The sequence below is a fragment of the Methylophilus sp. QUAN genome, assembly GCF_015354445.1.
In the GTDB taxonomy this organism is placed as follows: domain Bacteria; phylum Pseudomonadota; class Gammaproteobacteria; order Burkholderiales; family Methylophilaceae; genus Methylophilus.
On record NZ_JADKYT010000001.1, the window covers coordinates 33,066 to 52,894 of the forward strand.

The window sequence follows — 19,829 nt, forward strand, 5'->3', positions numbered from 1 at the left end:
GAGAAACCTAGGACTGACGGAAAGACTGGATCACAGAAGCAGTGTCTGGACGCAAACCATGCCAGAGATAAAACGCTTCGGCCGCCTGTTCTACCAGCATGCCCAAGCCATCTGCCACGCGCGCGCCTGCTGCGCGCGCCTGCTGCATAAATGGCGTGTCTCTGCCATACATCATTTCGTAGGCCAGCGTATGTTGTTGGAATACCATTGCTGGAATGTGCAACACACTATCGGTTAAGCCGGCCGAAGTCGCATTAATCACCACGTCATAGCCTTGCGATAAGTCGGCAAATGTCTGCACCTGCAATTTCACCTGCACATGCGCAGCGTCTACGGCAAAACGATCTGCCATGGCCTGCGCTTTATCCAGGCTGCGATTGGCAACTGTCAGTTTTAATGGCTGCTGCTCAAGCAATGGCAACACCACGCCTTGCGCAGCACCACCTGCACCAAGCAACAATATGGTTTTGCCAGCCAGGCGCGTTTGCTGATGTTTGAGGATGTCGTTAACCAGGCCGCAGCCGTCAGTATTGTCACCAAGTAACTGCGAAGCTTTGAAGCTTAAAGTATTCACCGCACCTGCCGCCTGCGCCCGCGCAGATAAGTCCTGGCAGGCATCAAAAGCCTCAAACTTAAATGGCACCGTCACATTGGCGCCCACATAACCGTCGGCTTGCAAGCGCGCAATCGTTGCAGCAAAGCCATCCAAAGGCGCCAGCACCCTCTCGTAAACAATCGATTTATTGAATTGCTGTGCAAAGGCCTGGTGGATCAATGGCGACTTGCTATGTTCGATTGGATGACCAATCACTGCATACTTTTCAACGGTCATACGCGGCAAAGCTTCATTTGTCTAAAGTGATTAATACAGCGTTAATTAGTCCACGGCAGGCCAGCATGCTTCCAGCCATTAATCAAGGTTCTTTGCTTCAGCGCATTGGCCTCGCCTTCAAAGCCTTCAATCATATTGTAAGCATTGCTATAGCCCAGTTGCTGCGCCAACAACGCCGCATTATGGCTGCGTCCGCCTGTACGACACATAAAAATCACAGTGCGCGATTTATCCACTTGCGCTTGCAACTGTGCAGCAAACTCGGCATTTGCCACCATGCCAGGGTAAAACGCCCACTCTACATGGGTCGCTACCGGCACGCGCCCGACCAACTCCAACTCCGCGCGTGAGCGTACATCGACCAACACCGCTTCGCTATTCTGGCTAATCAATTCATAGGCCTCTTGTGGTGTCACCGCACCCGCATATGACAAGCCAGTTTGTGAGGCGCGGGCATGGGCCTGAGTTAAGATATTTTCTACGCTTTCCAAATCACACCTTCATTCATTCACACAAGGACTAAAACGGCGAGTATACCCGCGAAAGCAAGTCAAAATCACAATGCACAATTTTGGTGCTCAATTTGTTGCATTGCACATCAATGGTGCATGATGTTTTTATAATTTTATGTAAGATACCCCTTAACCATGCAAAATGGTTATTTTGGCGTGGCATGCTTCCTGCTAATATTACACATTGAGATTTCCTGGGATTCGGTCATCCGGCTGAATCCCAACTATCCATTGTTTGACACTTGCTCACGTTCCGGGACATCCGCAACATGCCCCGCTTTTTGCGTGTGCAACTTAAAAATTTAGACCTTGATCATTGAGGAGAATGTAATGTCCGTTGCAAACGTAATGAAATTGGTTGCAGAAAACGACATCAAATTTGTCGATTTCCGTTTTACCGACACCAGAGGTAAAGAGCAGCACGTGACTGTGCCAGTTTCTCACTTCGACGAAGATAAATTTACTGAAGGCCATGCATTTGACGGCTCTTCCATCGCTGGATGGAAAGGCATTCAAGCCTCTGACATGCAACTGATGCCTGATGCAAGCACCGCATACATTGACCCGTTTTTTGACGAGCCAACATTGGTTTTAACCTGTGATGTTGTTGACCCTACAGATGGTAAAGGTTACGACCGCGACCCACGCAGCCTGGCAAAACGCGCAGAAGCCTACCTGAAATCCAGCGGCCTGGGCGACACAGCCTACTTCGGTCCTGAGCCAGAGTTCTTCATTTTTGACAGCGTACAATGGGATGCCACCATGGGTGGTAGCTTCGTTAAGATCAACTCCGAAGAAGCAGCCTGGTCATCAGGTGAAAAATTCGAAGGCGGCAACACAGGCCACCGTCCAGGCGTTAAAGGCGGCTACTTCCCAGTGCCTCCAGTCGACTCATTGCACGACATCCGCTCTGCGATGGTGATGACACTGGAAGAGTTGGGCGTGCCTGTTGAAGTGCATCACCACGAAGTGGCGACTGCTGGTCAATGTGAAATCGGTACTAAATTTGCAACATTGGTACAACGTGCTGACTGGACACAAATCCTGAAATACGTGGTCACAAACACAGCACATGCTTACGGCAAAACTGCGACCTTCATGCCTAAACCAATGTTTGGCGATAACGGTTCTGGTATGCACGTACACCAATCCGTATGGAAAGATGGCAAAAACCTGTTTGCAGGTAACGGCTACGCTGGTTTGAGCGATTTCGCCCTGTACTACATCGGCGGTATCATCAAACACGCTCGCGCATTGAACGCGATCACCAACCCAGGCACTAACTCATACAAGCGTTTGGTACCGCATTACGAAGCACCAGTAAAACTGGCTTACTCTGCTAAGAACCGTTCTGCTGCGATCCGTATTCCATTCGTGCATTCAGACAAAGCACGCCGTGTTGAAGCGCGCTTCCCAGACCCGATTGCCAACCCATACCTGGCTTTCTCAGCTTTGCTGATGGCTGGCCTGGACGGCGTTCAGAACAAGATTCACCCAGGTGAACCAGCGACAAAAGACTTGTACCATCTGCCACCAGAAGAAGATGCATTGATTCCAACCGTGTGTTCTTCATTGGAGCAAGCGCTTGAGTACCTGGACAAAGACCGCGAGTTCCTGACACGCGGTGGTGTATTCACTGATGACTGGATCGACTCTTACATTGCATTAAAAATGGAAGAAGTCACTAAATTGCGTCAAACACCACACCCTGTTGAGTTTGGTTTGTACTACTCCTGCTAATCGCAAGAGACGCACCAAAACAGGGCAGCTTAGGCTGCCCTGTTTTTTTATGCACACTCAGCATCGTCAACCTTTTGCAGTAAAGACACGTTGATAACCTCAACAATCTACTCTAAACTATTGCCATGAAAAGACTTTTTTACATTTTTGCTTTTGCGCTGATATGCAATCACGCTACCGCGGATATTTATAAATATACCGACAGTAATGGGGTAACGACCTACACAAACATCAAGCCAGAAGGCAACAGCAAAGCGGAGTTGGTCATCAGCGGCCCCAAAACCACCGAACCACCACCAGCACCACGCGAAAAAAAACCGACGTCAAAAACACCGACGCCAGCCAACTTCCCCAAGGTAGATAACCAGACACAGAATCAGCGTGACCAAAAACGCCGCGAAGTGCTCATGAATGAATTAGAGCAAGAAAAACAATCACTTGAGCATGCTAAACAGCTCTACGAAGAGGCGCAAAATACGCCGGAGGTATATAGAGGCGCGAATGGAAAAACCTTTAGAAACGTCGCCAAATACGATGAAAAACTGCGCGTCATTGAAGCCGAAATTCAGGCACATGAGCGCAATATTGAACTGCTAAACAAAGAACTCAATCTTTAAGCGCACCATTTTGGCAACTCTTTAAGCCATTTTTAACAAGTGGGTTAGAATTGGCTTGGCTTTTGCTTTAAAACAGGGCGTGATTCACTCTTTTTAACAAGCTTAGGATATGGTTCAAAAATCTCCCCACGGGTTTAGCGGTTTAGAGCACATTGCTACGGCAGTGATTCTGCTCAATAACCAGTTGGAAGTCACCTATGCAAACTCGAGTGCAGAGATACTGTTCGCGTTTAGCGCCAACCAAATTCAAGGCCTGCACATTCACGATGTATTCGTGAATTGCGAGATCCTGCAAATGGCAGTGACCAATGCCATCCAAACACAAGGGCCGTTCCGCGAGCACGAGTTCACGTTAACCACGCAACGCGGTCATACCACAGCGGTGACTTGCACCGTCACGCCTATTTCAACCACCTTTAACCAGACCCCAGAAGACATGCTGATCCTGGAGTTTGTGCAGATGGACCAGCAATTGCGCATTGCGCGTGAAGAACGCATGCTGATTCAGCAACAGGCCAATTCAGAATTATTACGTAACCTGGCACACGAAATCCGCAATCCCTTAGGTGGCTTGCGTGGAGCAGCGCAATTGCTGGAGTTTGAGCTACCGCAGCCCAGCCTGAAGGAATACACGCAAGTCATCATTAAAGAGGCCGACCGGCTGCACAGCCTAATGGACAGGTTGCTCGCCCCGCACCGCGTGCCTAAATATGAGCCAACCAACATCCATGAGGTATTGGAGCGTGTACGCAGCCTGCTGCTGGCGGAGTCGCCCAATCACATCCGCGTGATCCGCGATTACGACACCAGCCTGCCGGAGTTGATTGGTGACCGTGAGAAGCTGATTCAGGCCGTGCTCAACATTGCCCGTAACGCGGCACAAGCCATGCAACAAAGCCAGACAGAAAATGCGAGCATCACCTTCCGCACGCGCGCAGAACGCCAGATTACGCTGGCCAGAAAACGCTACCGCGTCGGTATCCATCTTGAGATTATTGATAATGGCCCGGGCATCCCGGCCGGCATTAAAGAGCGTATTTTCTACCCGCTGGTCTCTGGCCGCGAAGGCGGCACCGGCTTGGGCCTGGCGCTGGCGCAGACATTCATTACACAACACCACGGCATGATAGATTGCGATTCGCAGCCGGGTAAAACCATTTTCCATATATTGCTACCCATTGAGAGTACGCAATTAAAATCATCAGCATAATAATTGACGAGAAATAGCTATGAAGCCAATCTGGATCCTAGACGACGACAAATCCATCCGCTGGGTGTTTGAAAAAGCACTGGCACGCACTGACTTTGACTTTAAAACCTTCTCGTCCCCTGCAGAAGCACTCAATGCCTTGAACCGTGAGCAACCACAAGTCATCGTCAGCGATATCCGCATGCCTAACGGCTCCGGGTTGGACTTTCTGTCAGAGGTAAAACAACGCTTCCCTGACATCCCTGTCATTATCATGACGGCGTACTCCGATCTGGAAAGCGCAGTGGCGGCATTCCAGGGTGGCGCGTTTGAATATCTGGCCAAGCCTTTTGATGTCGACCAGGCGATTGAAATTATCAAGCGCGCGGTTGAAGAAAGCATGCGGCAATCGGTTGAAGCCGTCGAAGACACAGGCCCATCACCAGAAATTATCGGCCAGGCACCAGCCATGCAAGAGGTTTTTCGTGCCATTGGCCGATTGAGTCGTTCACATTCCACCGTACTCATCAATGGTGAGTCTGGCAGTGGTAAAGAGCTGGTAGCGAGCGCATTGCATAGACATAGCCCACGCGCAGACAAACCATTTATCGCCATTAACACCGCAGCGATCCCCAAAGATTTGCTGGAATCCGAATTGTTTGGTCACGAACGTGGCGCGTTTACCGGCGCAGCAGCAGCTAGAAGAGGGCGCTTTGAGCAGGCTGACAATGGCACCTTATTTTTAGACGAAATCGGCGATATGCCCGCAGACTTGCAAACGCGCTTATTGCGCGTGTTGTCCGATGGCCAGTTCTACCGCGTCGGTGGTCACCAGCCCATCAAGGTCAATGTGCGCGTCATTGCAGCCACCCACCAGGATCTGGAAGAGCGCGTTAAACAAGGCCTGTTCCGTGAAGATCTGTTTCACCGTTTAAACGTCATCCGCCTGCGCCTGCCGCCTTTGCGCGAGCGCAGGGAAGACATTCCCTTGCTGACCAAGCATTTTCTCGCCCACAGCGCTCAGCAACTGGGTGTAGAGCCTAAACAGTTATCCCAAGCGGCTATCAAATACCTAATGTCAGTCAATTGGAGCGGTAACGTCCGCCAACTGGAAAACGTCTGCCATTGGCTGACAGTGATGGCACCGGGCCAGAACGTCGACGTGAACGACCTGCCGCCAGAACTGAAAGAAGACACCGGCAAACATAGTACAGCCGGCTCCTGGCAAGAAGCACTGGCACAAGAAGTCACCGATGCACTCAACCGCGGGGAAACCAATATTCTGGATGCAAAAACCAAAGAGTTTGAGCGTATCCTTATCACGCGTGCGCTCGCCCACACAGATGGCCGCCGTATTGAAGCGGCCAATCAGTTAGGCATGGGGCGCAATACGCTGACGCGCAAAATTCAAGAGCTTGGTATAGACGACTAGTTTATATATGAATCTGTTGACTGCGCCATAGCGGGAATGAGCTGTGTTTCTGCGCATCAATACTGCTGACAAAAAAGACTTGCGCCAAACGTGAGTCTTTTAGCGTTTTACCAAAAAAGTTATTTGCTGCATGAAAATGTCGGCCCTCATACAAAATCAATGTATTGTAGACATTATTAATTCTTACGATTTCATCAAACATTGAGTGATAAGCAGTATCCATCCTAACTGTCCCATCTGCAAAGCGCTTATCGTTTACCTTTAACGCTCTCTCATAGGCATCTTGATCAAAACTCTTATTTGGCCTGAACAGCGAAGTGCCTGAGTCTAAGGGTGCATCAGGACTCAAATACAGCACAGCAGCAAATACCGCATTGCCATCAGTGTGAATCACGCCTCTACCATAATCTTCGCTCACGCTCTGGAAGTTGGTCGAAATGGCCCAACGCATGCGCTCAAATTCTGAGTTATGAAACAATGAGACTATCTTTGTGCTTACCTTCTCAAATAACGGCTTATTAATTACCGACAAATCTTTCGTCCGCGCACCAGGAAACACATAAGGCACATCCTTTAATTGATGGCGATACTGATATTTCTGATTGAGAGCGAAAGTGCGCACTGCATCCGCATCTTCATAAAAGTTTTCAACAATCGCCACAGGATACAAATTCATAATTCATTAACCATTAGTTAGTAAAAGCCTTTTATAGATAAAAAAACGGCAACCGAAGTTGCCGTTTTTTCTGACTTTTAATTTAAGCAGTTAAACTGCAATTAAACTAGAAGAACAGGATCGCACCAAGAGAAATGGTTTTTGCTTTTGCTTTCAAATCGTTAGCAGCAACGCTTGAATCAACGTCGCGCTGTGATTGTGAATATTCAGCAACCAAGTTCAAGTGCTTCGTCAGTGGGTGGTATGCACCAACAGTCCACATAGAATCTTGTACTTCTTTCCAAACTGCTTTGTCAACTGAGTTTGCATCCAATGTTGACTCACCGTAAGAAACGCCCAATTTAGTACCTACGCCAGGAATAGCATATGTACCTTGTACGTACCATTGGTCAGAATCACGACGTTTGCCAGTTGCATCAAAACCATCACGCAATTGGAAAGTTTGACCAATACCTTTACCTTGACCGTAGTAACCTGTCAACGCAAAGTCGGCAACCTTAATTGTTGTACCCAAGTCCCAACCATAAGCACGCTCGCTACCCAATGCACCAGCGAACTCAACTTTCTGAGAAATCGCAGAAGCCCAAACTTTACCAGCTACATCACCAGTCCACTCATAAGAAGCTTTACCTTCGTAAGCAGTTTGACCTTCGCCGCGAGCTGTGCTTGTTGCGCTAGTGATTGCAGGAGTTGGAACACCACCATTTTGTGCATTCCAAGCCTGTGTCAAACCAGCAGTGAATTGGAAGCCATTCCAGTTTGGTGAAGAGTAAGCAATCTGGGATTTCCAGTCAGCGTACATGAAACCTGTACCGATACGACCCAATGTTGTTGTGTTACCAGCCAAGTTACCAGCACCACCACCAACACCCAGCAATGTCATGTCGTTCAAGATAGCGTCTGAAGCATAGATGCCCAGATCCTTACCTAACTTCACAGAACCCCAAGAAGCATCACCGAATGTCAAGAATGCTTGACGGTTTTCTTGTTGAGAACCTTGCACACCAGCGCCTGTAGTTGAAGCACCTGGGTTGATGCTAATTGTGAAACCAACATCCAGGTCGTTTTGGCGTGTTTTACCTGAAACGCTCAGGTAGTTTGGCAGCAAGCCAGTTGTGATGTTTGCGCTGCTGTTTTGGTTACCAGTACCCAAGCCCAGAGGAGCAGTATTACCAGTATTGTCACCACTGTAAGTAGTGTGAGTGTAGTAAGCGTTAACAACGCCACCGATGTCCAGAGTCCAGTCACCAGCTGGGATAGTGATGCCAGCTTGTGCGCCAGTAGCGGCAGCGAACAGAGCTGCTGCAACTGCAACGTTCAATTTTGTATTCATACGAATCTCCAAAAATGTTGTTTTCACAACTTGTGTAAGGATATTGCCTTTTAAGGATCGAGCGCTTAAAACGCTCAACCTCGATAACTCCTGCGGAATCACTTAAAGCATTTCCAACAAGGTCAGAGCAATTTTTGCAAATGCAGGGGTTGCGGCGCAAGTGAATACGTCAAATTGCTTAGCGCAAGTTTGATTTGTTGCAGAATTGCAACAGTCTGACTAGTTCAGTCAATTGCAAGGTTATGAAAAGGAGTGGTTTTATCAAGCTGTTCAAACTGAATTTATCTAAAAGTTTCTGCTAGCATAGCAATGTCTAACAGTGTCTTTCTTTGGACTGTATTCTTTTATATGCACATTCTAACCGGGGCTTCTCATGATTTCTGACATTCAGTTGTGTAGTCGTTTTATAGATACATTAGACTGGATTTGCCAAGTGCTGATCAGACACTCTGATGACTTTAACGTCGCGTTAGTCAGAATTGCTTATGGCGACGATAACAGCCTGGGCGAGGCTTACGGTGCGCCTGAGGCTTTACGTCAGCTATCGTCCTTGACACATGATTTGCAGCGCTCGTTTAGACGGTCAGACTTGGTCGGTAGGGAAGGCACTGACTTCTGGATTTTATTCCCTTATACCCGCGTCACGGACAATGTTTATGACAAACTCATGGATGTGATTCAAGGCTCTGCGCATACGAACCTGAATATTGTTGAACGAGAAATTGCTATTTTTGAATTACCAGTGATTTATACCAAAGCACTGGTCAAGCCTGACAGTGCAACGTCTTTACTAAAACACCTTAAGATCAATCAGGCAGAGTTGGCAAGCCACGTTTTTCGACTCGCCAATATCTAATTAACCTCTCAAGGCTGTTTGAACGCTTTAATGAGCGTGCGCACCGGCGTTGGCAGCGCTGCTGAAATCGCATCAGAAAATGTCAACCACTGCATATTAGGCGGGAGGGCAGGTCGTCGCCCGGTCAGTTGTAATGGTTGCGGCGTAATCTCTAGCTTGAAGTGAGTAAAGGTATGCCATAACACCGGCAACACTTCCAGTGACTCTGTTTCCAAGCCCAGCCTATCCTGTACATGCGGCACCGCTATTTGGGTAGACGATAATTCAGGCAGGCTCCATAGACCGCCCCAGATGCCCTGATTGGGTCGCCGTTCCAGCAAAATCTCGCCAGCATCCACAATCATGAGCATGGTGACTTGTTTTTCTGGCAATGCTTTGCGAGGTTTAGAAGCAGGCAGTTGAGCCACGCGTTGTTGCTGATAGGCCTGACATTGGCTCTGCATAGGGCAGCTATCGCAACGTGGCTTGCTGCGTGTGCACAAAGTCGCACCAAAATCCATTAAGCCTTGCACATAGGCTGGCAAGCCTGCGTCAGGCAACAAGCCTTCCGCGATTTGCCAGAGTTTCTTTTCAACCTCGGGCAAACCTGGCCAGCCATCTACCGCATACAACCTGGCCAGCACACGTTTAACATTGCCATCTAAAATGGTCTGGCGCTGATTAAAAGCGAATACACTAATCGCGGCAGCCGTTGAGCGGCCTATGCCTTTAAGTGTCTGGATGGTATCGAAATCTGTTGGAAAAATACCACTATGCTCACGCATAATCGTCTGCGCAGCATGATGCAGGTTACGTGCGCGGGAATAATAGCCCAAACCGCTCCAATGACGCATCACCTCGTCCTGCTCAGCCTCGGCCAGACTGGCGATGGTGGGAAAACGCTGCATAAAGCGGTCATAGTAGCCAATGACGGCCGAAACCTGCGTTTGTTGCAGCATGATTTCAGACACCCACACGGCGTAAGGATCACGCGTTTGTTGCCACGGCAAATCATGGCGGCCATACGCCTGTTGCCAGGCGATTAATTTTTCAGCAAACACACTCACAGCTAGAAGTTCAACAGCTTTTTCAAAGCCTTTTGTTTGAGCTGGTCGGCAGGCTTGGCAGGCTCTGTTGTTGTCCCGCTTTCGGATTTGGCGGCATCACCACTCGCACTATCGCTAGATGATTTGCCATTGAGCAATCCTTTTAAAGCGTCGGCCTTCGTGCCGCCAAGTTTGTCGGTAATCGCATCCAGTGCCACGGATTTCGCCAATGCTTGCCCCAACGCGGCCATATCGATACCAAATTTAGGCGCTGCAAAAGTACCGGTGATTTTAACCGGCACCCCTATGCTACCTAGCTGTTCGGCATCTTTACCACCTTGGCCTTTGAGCGAATTGACCAGCGTTGGCTTGGCTACATAGTTAATCTGCTCTTTGCCGATATCGATATCGCCTTTACTCTCACCTTTGGTCAGGCGGAAGACTGGCGCCTTCATGGCCAGGTCGTCATTGTGTGCAACGCCATTTTTGATATTAAACGTTGCCGTCAACTCACTAAAGTCTGTTTTTTTGCCTTTATCTGCATCGGCATTAGACTGGCCTTTGAGCACATTCAGCTTGCCCTTGGCATCCCGGATCGCGCCAGCCAGATCAAAGCCTTTCACGGCGCCTTCGGCCATACGCAAATCAACCGAGCCGCCCAGTGACTTTTTTAGCGCCGTCACCGTATTACCTTGCGCTGTCACATTCAAATTCAAGTTACCGTTGCCAGACAGCATGTCATTATTAATAGTGTCGACCAGCAACGGGCCGACGGCGATATTTTGCAGGCTTTGCTGAATCGCCACCGCAGGGGTCGCGCGCGCATCCAGCTTGACTGCGCCGCGCACCGTGCCCTGATAGACATCCACATTGAGCGGATCCAGGCTAGCCAGACCATCTTGTGCTTTTAAACCGATATTGAGGTTTTTAGCTTCTGTTTTGCCATATTTCAACCAGCCCACACGAATACTGCCCTGCGCATTCAATGCTTTCAAGGCAGACAAATCAATCGGTTGCTCAGCCTTATCGGCGGCTTTCTCAGCAGGCTTGCTTTCGCTGGCGCTGGCCGTCGATTGCGGCAAGTAGCGATTCAAATCCAGCTTGTCTATATTGAGGTCAAATGTATATAAAGGCTTGCTGAACTGGCTCACGCCGACATTGCCCTGAATACGCGTGTCATCCAGTTTGACATCCAGGCCTTGCAAGGCGAGCTTTTGTCCATCGGCTTTGATGCCAACATTGAGGCCACTCAAGGTATAAGGACTGTATAAAATCTTGCCGATATTGATGCTGCCATCAAGGAACAAGGTTTTTAACGCACTCAGGTCAGCAGGTTTATCTGCTTTGGTGCTGGCTTTAGTGCTGCTCGCTGCAACGTCTTTTTTACCACTAGCATTGCCGAGCAGTGCGTTCAAGTTCAGAGTATCAGCATGCAGCTTGAAACCAATATGCGGCGTACTGAAACCGGCCACACTCACATCACCATTCAGTTTGGTTTCCGCCAGCGCTAAGTCAAAGGTGGTTTTAACCTGCTCTTGCTTCACATTGGCATTGGCTGCCAGCTTGAACTGGCCCTGCATGGCACCATTAGGCAAAGCCGGGTCTTTAATATCAAACTTGCCAGCCAACGCAGGTACTTCAAAAACCAGGTCGGTCAGATTAGCTTTTACCGGGGATGCGAAGTGGCCTTCTACTTTGCGTGCACCTGCATTGACATTAATATCCGCTGTAATGCCTTTGCTTTCTACTGCCTGTTGATTCCCCTTTAATTCAGCCAGTACTACGGCCAAGTCCACATCGCCGTTGGCATCTTTCTGCTTGAGTGACAGCAATACTTTGTCGCTACTGATCAACGTTGGATTCACTTTCAAGGCAGGGGCTTGCACGCTGACATCGCGCTGAGCACCTTTAAAGTTGCCTTGCATGGCCAGTTTCAGGCCAGATACATCCAATGCCGTTTTCGCCGCATCCACATCAACCGAGCCTTGCGCAGTGACTGTGACGTCCTGCCCATCCAGCAGCGCACCCTTTAATTGTGCGTCTAAGCCTTTCACAACAAAATGCTTACCTTCCGGGTCAGCCATGATATTGACCTTGAGCGCCGCTTTAGCATCGATAGCAGGCTGGTTAGCCGCCAGGTGAAAATCTGTCGCCACATCAAACGGCTTTTTCAACGCCACCTGACCGGTGGTCAGATTAAACTGGTCTACACTATATTTAGCCCCGGTGCCTTCATTGCTAAAACTGGCCTGGGTGTTAGTGATTTTGACGCCTTGCACATCAAAATTAATCTGCTGTGACTCTTCCTCTTCCTTGCTCAGCAAATCATCAAAGTTGAAGCTGCCATCGGCATGCTGAATCACATTGACCTGCGCGCCATCTAGGTAAACGGTATCCACCACGATTTCTTTTTTGAGCAGTGGCAATACCGCCAGCGCCACTTTGGCGCTTTTAATCGCAGCAAACTGTTTGTCAGATTGATGCTCGGACAAGGTAATCTCGCCCAGATCAGCACCAATTTTTGGCCAGAAGCTGAGCTTGATGTCACCTTTGATATCCAGCGTGCGCTGTTTTTTGTCTTTTACCAACTGAATCACGGTTGGCTTGTAATCATTAGGATTGAAGGTCACCGCCAGGTAAACCACCACCAATAGCAACAGCGCCAGGATAGCAGCGATGCCAAACGCAATTTTTTTAAACAGTGCACGATTCATGAATCACACCTTAAACAGATTAATGTGCAAAAAAGGCCAATATCAGAATACCAAATACGATGCGATACCAGGCAAACACCGCAAATGAATGCTGGGCCACGAAACGGATCAACGCACGAATCACCACCAGCGCAGACAAAAATGAGACCACAAAGCCGATTAAAAAGATCAGCGCATCATCAGCAGACAACAAATCACGCGCCTGGTATAAATCCAGCCCGGTCGCCGCAAACATAATCGGCAACGCCAGAAAGAATGAAAACTCGGTCGCGGTCTGACGGCTCAGGCCAAAACACATACCACCCAAGATGGTAGCCCCTGAACGTGACATGCCGGGGAACAAGGCCAGCGACTGGGCAAAGCCAATCTGTAATGCTTGCTTGGCCGTGATCTGGTCAACATCGCTCGTTTTGCCTGCTGGCGCAAATTTTTCAATCAGTAAAATCAGTATGCCACCAACGACCAGCGCAATACCCACCGTGAATGAGGAAAACAAATGTTCTTTAATCTGATGATGAAATGCCAGGCCAATCAGCGCAGCAGGTAAAAAGGCAATAATCAGGTTGCGTACAAAATGTTGAGCGTTGGTGTCGGTTTGAATACGCTGCACCGTATTCCAGAGACGCTGGCGATACTCCACGCAGACCGCCAGGATCGCGCCCAGCTGGATAATGATTTCAAACACATCGCGTTTATCTTTAGAGAGAAAATCCAGCCACTCTCCGGTAATGATCAGATGTCCAGTACTACTGACAGGAATAAACTCGGTCGCGCCTTCGACCAGGCCCATGATCACGGCCTTCAGCATCAAATAAATATCCATGGCTGTATTCTAGCAGACACTGCAAAGGACTTGCGGAGTGTTGGGAAAATTAGCAGGATCAGTCATACCCTGAAATATTTAGTCATAAATTTAGCGTTTGGTGACTTAGCGGAATGTATACGGTTATCTGTGCCATTCCGACGTGACTGGGATCCATGCGATACCAGATTTGAACAAAAGGTTGTTCTTCATTGATTTACTCTCTTTCGCCTTGTTGGCGAGTCACTTTCTGGTGCTTGCCCCCCAGAAAGTAACCAAAGAAGAGGGCACCCAGCCACCACGGCCTAAAGGCTCCCTTGCGTTGCTCAACAAAACAAGCGGTCACGAAACTCGCCCTAGCAGCTTGCACACTACACAAGCTGCCGCGGAACTCAAACAGTCGCTCCCTTCCTTCTTGTTTTGTCTCCGCTACTCAGCGTGATGGAATGGGATTTATCTCAACTAACCTGCATTACTTCAGTTTGAAGGGTTAGAAAACCAGATTCATTTCTTAAAATCACTTGCCGTTGCGTTCATTGGGTGTTCGGGGTCCCCATCTGCCGCGCCGAGCAACGCAGGGTTGACGGGAGTATTCGGCCATCGGCTGTTTGAGCTCCGCAACAAGCCACGTCTTGTGTGGCTTGTCAGGGCGAGTTTCGATGGCCGCCCGGCAAACCGAGTAGCACAAGGAACAAGCGGAAGTTGGGGTGCACTTTCTTTTGGTTACTTGTTCTTTGTGCAAGCAAAGAAAAGTAACTCGCCAAAAAGGCGAAAAGCAACCTTACCACCCCTAAAAAACAGCAGCTCCAAAGAATTACCTTCCCGCCTGATTCCAACAAATAAAAAAGCGCCTCGATTTCTCAAGGCGCTTTCGCTTTACAAAAATAGTAATTACTTCAGATCAAACCGATCCGCATTCATGACTTTCGTCCAAGCAGCCACAAAATCCTGCACAAACTTCTGTTTGGCATCGTCTTGTGCATACAGCTCTGCATAAGCTCGCAGTATGGAATTAGAACCAAACACCAAGTCCACACGTGTAGCAGTCCACTTCACTGCACCGGTGCTGCGGTCACGCACTTCATACAGGTTTTGCCCTGTTGGCACCCATGTATAACGCATGTCAGTCAGGTTAACAAAGAAGTCGTTACTGAGCACACCTGGCCTATCGGTAAACACGCCGTGCCTGCTGCCACCGTGATTGGTATCCAGCACACGCAGGCCACCGATCAACACCGTCATTTCCGGTGCGGTCAGACCCATCAGTTGCGTACGGTCCAGCAACATATCTTCCGGACTGGGCACATAGTCCGCTTTCAGCCAGTTGCGGTAACCATCATGTACTGGCTCCAGCACATCAAAAGACTCCGCATCGGTCTGCTCGGCAGTCGCATCGCCACGGCCTGTAGTAAATGGTACTTTCACCTCAACACCTGCCGCCTTGGCTGCCTGCTCAACTGCGGCAGTGCCTGCCAGCACAATCAGGTCGGCCAGACTGACTGGTTTGCCAAACGCTTGCTGAATCGCTTGCAGAACAGCCAACACTTTTTGTAAGCGGACGGGCTCATTGCCTACCCAGTCTTTTTGTGGCGCCAGGCGAATACGTGCACCATTGGCACCGCCACGATAATCCGACGCACGGAAAGTGCGCGCGCTGTCCCAGGCGGTAGCAACCAGTTCAGCCGTCGTCAGGCCGCTACCCAGGATTTGCGCTTTCAAAGCAGCGACATCCGCCTCGCTCAGCGCATTGCCGACAGGCACCGGGTCTTGCCAGATCAGGTCTTCTTGCGGCACATCCGGGCCAATATAACGGGCTTTTGGCCCCATGTCGCGGTGTGTCAGCTTGAACCAGGCGCGGGCAAACACCTCGGAGAAATACGCCTGGTCATCGCGGAAACGTTCCGAGATCTGGCGGTAAGCCGGGTCTTTAATCATGGCCATGTCAGCATCGGTCATAATCGGGTTATAACGGATGCTAGGATCTTCGACATCGACCGGTTTGTCTTCCTCCTTGATGCTCACAGGCTCCCACTGCCAGGCACCCGCCGGGCTCTTGCTAAGCGTCCATTCGTGGTTAAACAGCATGGCAAAATAGCCGTTATCCCAGCGCGTCGGATGCGTGGTCCAGGCGCCTTCAATACCGCTAGTCACTGAGTCACGGCCAACACCGCGTGTCGTATGGTTATTCCAACCCAGGCCTTGCTCATGCACATCGGCAGCTTCAGGATCGGCGCCAAGATTACTGGCCTGGCCGTTGCCGTGTGCCTTACCTACAGTGTGCCCCCCTGCCGTCAATGCCACGGTTTCTTCATCATTCATGGCCATGCGGGCAAAAGTTTCACGGATATCGTGCGCTGTTCTTAATGGGTCAGGGTTGCCATCTACCCCTTCAGGGTTGACATAAATCAGGCCCATCATCACCGCCGCCAGCGGGTTTTCGAGATCGCGCTGGCCGGAATAACGATTACCTTCGCTACCGGTTTTGGCCAGCCATTCTTTTTCGTTACCCCAGTAAATGTCTTTTTCCGGATGCCAGATATCTTCACGACCAAAGGCAAAACCAAAGGTTTTGAGGCCCATGGACTCATAAGCGATAGTGCCGGCGAGGGCGATCAAATCTGCCCAGGACAGTTTGTTGCCATATTTTTTCTTCACAGGCCATAACAGGCGGCGCGCCTTATCTAGGTTGACGTTATCTGGCCAGCTATTAAGTGGCGCAAAGCGCTGGTTACCGGTTCCTGCACCGCCGCGGCCATCTGCCACACGGTAAGTCCCGGCTGCGTGCCAGGTCAGGCGGATCATTAAGCCACCGTAATGACCCCAATCAGCTGGCCACCACGCCTGGCTGTTGATCATTAAAGCATGCAAATCTTTCTTCACAGCCGCCACATCAAGGGTCGCGACAGCCTCACGATAATTAAAAGCCTCCCCCAGAGGATTAGTTTTACGGTCATGCTGATGCAAGATATCCAGATTTAATGCATTAGGCCACCAATTGGTATTGGATTGACCGCTAGCAGTAATGGCCCCGTGGCTAAAAGGACACTTGCCGGTCGTGTGTTGTTTATTCTCCATCTTTAAGCTCCTTTTTTGATTATGGTCATCCAGACACCAGAAATGGCCAGATGATCAATATACTACTTCTTACTTATTGCGATAATAGTTCATCGTCCCAACGATCATAGCGATCTTGTCGCTGATTAAAAGCAGGCAGCGTAAGCCGCCAATGTTTCCTGCAAATCAGGGGGTTCGGTATACAGCCAGGCCAACATGTTTTCTCCTTATGAATGAAGCACGAATGAGTACATGACTTGCATTCTAGGCAACCGATATTAATTTGTATAATTGTATGTTTTGATATTATTGATTAATAAAATTAATAGAATTACACTATCAGCCATCACCTTATAAGAGCACCGCCATGACCCTGATTGAATTGAAGTTTGTGTTAGCCGTGGCACAAGAACGTAATTTTCGCCGCGCCGCCGAAAAATGTTTTGTCACCCAGCCCGCCCTGAGCCTGGGCATTAAAAAGCTGGAAGAGGAATTAGGCGTGTCATTGTTTGAACGCAATCGTAATGAGGTCACACCCACCGAGATCGGCGAGCAAATTATTGCTCAAGCGAATATCGTGCTGGAGCAGGCGGCCAAAATCAAAGACATGGCTAAACATGGCAACGACCCGCTCAATGGCCTGTTTAAACTGGGCATGATTCACTCGGTAGGGCCTTACTTGCTGCCGGAAATCATTCCACCATTGATAAAAACGGCGCCACATATGCCGCTGGAGGTGGAAGAAAATATTACCGCCACCCTGGAGCAGCAACTCAAAAATGGTGTCATTGATGCTGCCGTCATTGCTTTGCCGTTTGATGTGCCTGGCATTGAAACCATCCCGCTTTACGATGAAGATTTTAATGTCGTGGTGCCGGTGAGCCACCCATGGGCGACGCGCAAGACCATTCATGCGGATGAGTTAAGTAACGAGAAAGTGCTGCTGTTGAATACTGGCCATTGTTTTAGCAACCAGGTGACGCAGGCTTGCCCGGAGTTGAGCCGCAAAGGGGAGGTATTACAAGGGAACTCGCTGGAGACCATACGCAATATGGTGGCCTCCAACCTGGGCATCACGGTATTACCGGCCATGGCAACCGTATCGCGCTATCAAAATCCGCTGATTCGGGTCATCCCGTTTAGCAAACCGGCGCCTAGCCGACGCATTGCCTTAGCCTGGCGGAAAAGCTTTGTACGCACCGCCGCTATTGAGGTGCTTGGACAAGTGATGGCAGAAGTTGGTAAAGCGCAGGCATAAATGCCATGTGCTACGGGATAGCAAGCTAGTAGGCGATGGCGACGCGAAAACCGGTGACTAGTTTTTCATCGACACCGAGCAAAGCTTTGACGGCCTGCTCTTGCTGTGGCGGCAGGCCTTCAGCAACCTTGACCGAGGCAGGTAAGTAAGCTGCAGGCTCAAGGATTTTACGCAATACCGGTTCATCTGCCATATTGGTCAGGGTCAGCTCTACTTTGGGGTAAGCCTGCGCAACCGTGCCATGATTCATCAGCACGCTGGAAAAAATGAGTACGCCCTGACGCTCTTTATGTTCCTGGATATCGGCATCGTCTATGGTTAACTGCGCAAGGTCACGTGGCAGACTCACCTCACAATGCAATGACTGGCACATGGCCTGCAACAGCGGCTTGGCAGGTGGGTAATTGGCCGCCAGGCTGGTGCGTGTGAAGTATATCCATTGCCATACAATTAATAGCGCTAGCAGGCCTGATAACCCAATAAACAGGCGCTGGCTGGCTGGCGTTTCAATAACAGCAGGGCGCTCATCGGCCAGAGAAACGTCGCGCAAGAATGCAGGAATAAGCGGCTCAGGATCAGTGTCTGTGTCAGCGCTAAAGTCTGGGGAAACCATATCAGGCAAAGGTAAATCAGGCACCGCCGCGGGCACGTCGGCATTGGCTGCTTCGGCACTCACCTTGAAATAAACCGCTGCATCGCTGGTGGCTTCTGTAGTATTTGCTTCAGCTAAGGTTGCCTCTGTTGAGGCTGAAACAGGCGCATCCAGCAAATGTGAGCGGGCATCAAACACATGGTCACATTCGCCACAACGCACTTTGCCTGCGTAGGCTTGCAGTTGCTCATCCGTAACTTCGAATTGTGTTTGGCAGGCCGGGCAGGCCGTAATCAAGGACATTTTCTGGTTCCCGTCAGCAAGACCCATCCATCTTGCTGGATGGGGGCATCCATTTCAAACCACTCTGCGTAATGTGCCAACAAGATATCCTGCTGGCTATCCAATATGCCGGATAATGCAACTTTGCCGCCACTTTTGCAAGATGCGGCAATCACGGGCGCCAATACCATCAGCGCACTGGAAAGAATATTGGCCACCACAATATCAAATGGCTCGTGCAAGTAATCTGCCGAGTCATAAAAAATCGCATCGACCTGATTATTCGCCGCATTATCGCGACTGGCAATCACGGCTTGCGTATCAATATCCACACCTGTTGCACTTTGTGCGCCCAGTTTTTTAGCGGCGATGGCCAAAATACCAGATCCGCAACCGTAATCCAGTACATTGGCACCAGCCAGCAACGGCTTGGGCAATTGCGCCAGCCAGCTCAGGCATAAATGCGTGGTTGGATGACTACCGGTACCAAAGGCCAGGCCAGGATCCAGCACAATATTGATCGCATCGGCATTTGGCGCCTGATGCCATGAAGGCACAATCCACAAGTCATCGGTGACACGAATGGGGTCAAACTGGGCCTGTGTCGCACGCACCCAGTCCTGCTCCTCGATCTGCTCCAACTGGTATTTCAAGCCATCCAGTTGCAAGTCAGATTGCACATTGGCCAGCAAGGCTTGCACATCTGCCCCGGCATCCAGCATGGCAGTGACGATATTCTGTTCCCAGATACCCGGCGGCGGATCGCCAGGTTCGCCAAAAATGGCCTGCTCGGCCATTGTGTCAGCGTGCGCATCTTCGATGCTGACAGACAATGCACCATGTTCCATGAGCACATCGCTGAGCGCCTCTGCCTGCGGCTCAGTCGATTGAATTTTAAGTAACAGCCAATGCAAA

At 49.8% G+C, this 19,829-nt stretch carries 16 protein-coding genes; 6 read left to right on the top strand and 10 right to left on the bottom strand.

Annotated elements, in window-relative coordinates; translation table 11 throughout:
* Positions 1-7: 7 nt before the first annotated feature.
* Together aroE and INP79_RS00160 are read right to left on the bottom strand one after the other, a co-directional pair.
* On the bottom strand, positions 8-832 hold the full coding sequence (aroE, locus tag INP79_RS00155; RefSeq protein WP_194752454.1) for a shikimate dehydrogenase: 825 nt from the start codon (positions 830-832) through the stop codon (positions 8-10).
* 41 nt (positions 833-873) lie between these two features.
* Positions 874-1,323, bottom strand: a complete 450-nt coding sequence (locus INP79_RS00160; protein ID WP_194752455.1) for a rhodanese-like domain-containing protein — start codon at positions 1,321-1,323, stop codon at positions 874-876.
* A 351-nt stretch (positions 1,324-1,674) separates the two neighbouring features.
* Between INP79_RS00160 and glnA the strand changes: the two genes are divergently transcribed.
* From glnA to ntrC, 4 genes are all read left to right on the top strand, one after another.
* Positions 1,675-3,084, top strand: coding sequence for a type I glutamate--ammonia ligase (gene glnA, locus INP79_RS00165; RefSeq protein ID WP_024930129.1), 1,410 nt, complete (start codon positions 1,675-1,677; stop codon positions 3,082-3,084).
* Positions 3,085-3,209: 125 nt separating this feature from the next.
* Complete coding sequence (locus INP79_RS00170; protein WP_194752456.1) at positions 3,210-3,701, top strand: DUF4124 domain-containing protein; 492 nt, start codon at positions 3,210-3,212, stop codon at positions 3,699-3,701.
* Positions 3,702-3,810: 109 nt separating this feature from the next.
* Entirely contained in the window at positions 3,811-4,911 is a 1,101-nt protein-coding gene (glnL, locus tag INP79_RS00175) for a nitrogen regulation protein NR(II) (RefSeq protein WP_194752457.1), read from the top strand.
* A 19-nt stretch (positions 4,912-4,930) separates the two neighbouring features.
* The gene (gene ntrC / locus INP79_RS00180; protein ID WP_194752458.1) at positions 4,931-6,322 is read left to right on the top strand and encodes a nitrogen regulation protein NR(I); all 1,392 of its coding nucleotides are present in this window, start codon (positions 4,931-4,933) and stop codon (positions 6,320-6,322) included.
* Position 6,323: 1 nt separating this feature from the next.
* Here the strand turns inward: ntrC and INP79_RS00185 are convergent, their stop codons facing one another.
* Together INP79_RS00185 and INP79_RS00190 are read right to left on the bottom strand one after the other, a co-directional pair.
* Positions 6,324-6,998, bottom strand: coding sequence for a DUF6445 family protein (locus INP79_RS00185; protein ID WP_194752459.1), 675 nt, complete (start codon positions 6,996-6,998; stop codon positions 6,324-6,326).
* A gap of 106 nt (positions 6,999-7,104) precedes the next feature.
* Positions 7,105-8,331: a porin gene (locus tag INP79_RS00190; RefSeq protein WP_194752460.1), complete on the bottom strand. Its 1,227-nt coding sequence runs from the start codon at positions 8,329-8,331 to the stop codon at positions 7,105-7,107.
* Between the two features lie 433 nt (positions 8,332-8,764).
* Between INP79_RS00190 and INP79_RS00195 the strand changes: the two genes are divergently transcribed.
* The gene (locus tag INP79_RS00195) at positions 8,765-9,187 is read left to right on the top strand and encodes a hypothetical protein (protein WP_370583198.1); all 423 of its coding nucleotides are present in this window, start codon (positions 8,765-8,767) and stop codon (positions 9,185-9,187) included.
* Positions 9,188-9,195: 8 nt separating this feature from the next.
* Here the strand turns inward: INP79_RS00195 and mutY are convergent, their stop codons facing one another.
* From mutY to katG, 4 genes are all read right to left on the bottom strand, one after another.
* The gene (gene mutY / locus INP79_RS00200; RefSeq protein WP_194752462.1) at positions 9,196-10,233 is read right to left on the bottom strand and encodes an A/G-specific adenine glycosylase; all 1,038 of its coding nucleotides are present in this window, start codon (positions 10,231-10,233) and stop codon (positions 9,196-9,198) included.
* Between the two features lie 2 nt (positions 10,234-10,235).
* Positions 10,236-12,926, bottom strand: a complete 2,691-nt coding sequence (locus tag INP79_RS00205) for an AsmA family protein (RefSeq protein ID WP_194752463.1) — start codon at positions 12,924-12,926, stop codon at positions 10,236-10,238.
* Positions 12,927-12,945: 19 nt separating this feature from the next.
* Positions 12,946-13,749 carry an undecaprenyl-diphosphate phosphatase gene (locus INP79_RS00210; RefSeq protein WP_194752464.1) on the bottom strand — a complete coding sequence of 268 codons (804 nt, stop codon included), beginning with the start codon at positions 13,747-13,749 and terminating at the stop codon, positions 12,946-12,948.
* An 870-nt stretch (positions 13,750-14,619) separates the two neighbouring features.
* Positions 14,620-16,803, bottom strand: coding sequence for a catalase/peroxidase HPI (katG, locus tag INP79_RS00215; protein ID WP_194752465.1), 2,184 nt, complete (start codon positions 16,801-16,803; stop codon positions 14,620-14,622).
* Positions 16,804-17,149: 346 nt separating this feature from the next.
* Between katG and INP79_RS00220 the strand changes: the two genes are divergently transcribed.
* Complete coding sequence (locus INP79_RS00220) at positions 17,150-18,040, top strand: hydrogen peroxide-inducible genes activator (protein ID WP_194752466.1); 891 nt, start codon at positions 17,150-17,152, stop codon at positions 18,038-18,040.
* Between the two features lie 25 nt (positions 18,041-18,065).
* On the opposite strand, the gene INP79_RS00225 is transcribed toward INP79_RS00220, so the two are convergent.
* Positions 18,066-18,935 carry a DUF3426 domain-containing protein gene (locus INP79_RS00225; protein WP_194752467.1) on the bottom strand — a complete coding sequence of 290 codons (870 nt, stop codon included), beginning with the start codon at positions 18,933-18,935 and terminating at the stop codon, positions 18,066-18,068.
* The gene (gene prmA, locus INP79_RS00230; protein WP_194752468.1) at positions 18,926-19,828 is read right to left on the bottom strand and encodes a 50S ribosomal protein L11 methyltransferase; all 903 of its coding nucleotides are present in this window, start codon (positions 19,826-19,828) and stop codon (positions 18,926-18,928) included. The genes INP79_RS00225 and prmA overlap by 10 nt, the downstream gene beginning before the upstream one ends.
* Position 19,829 lies beyond the last annotated feature (1 nt).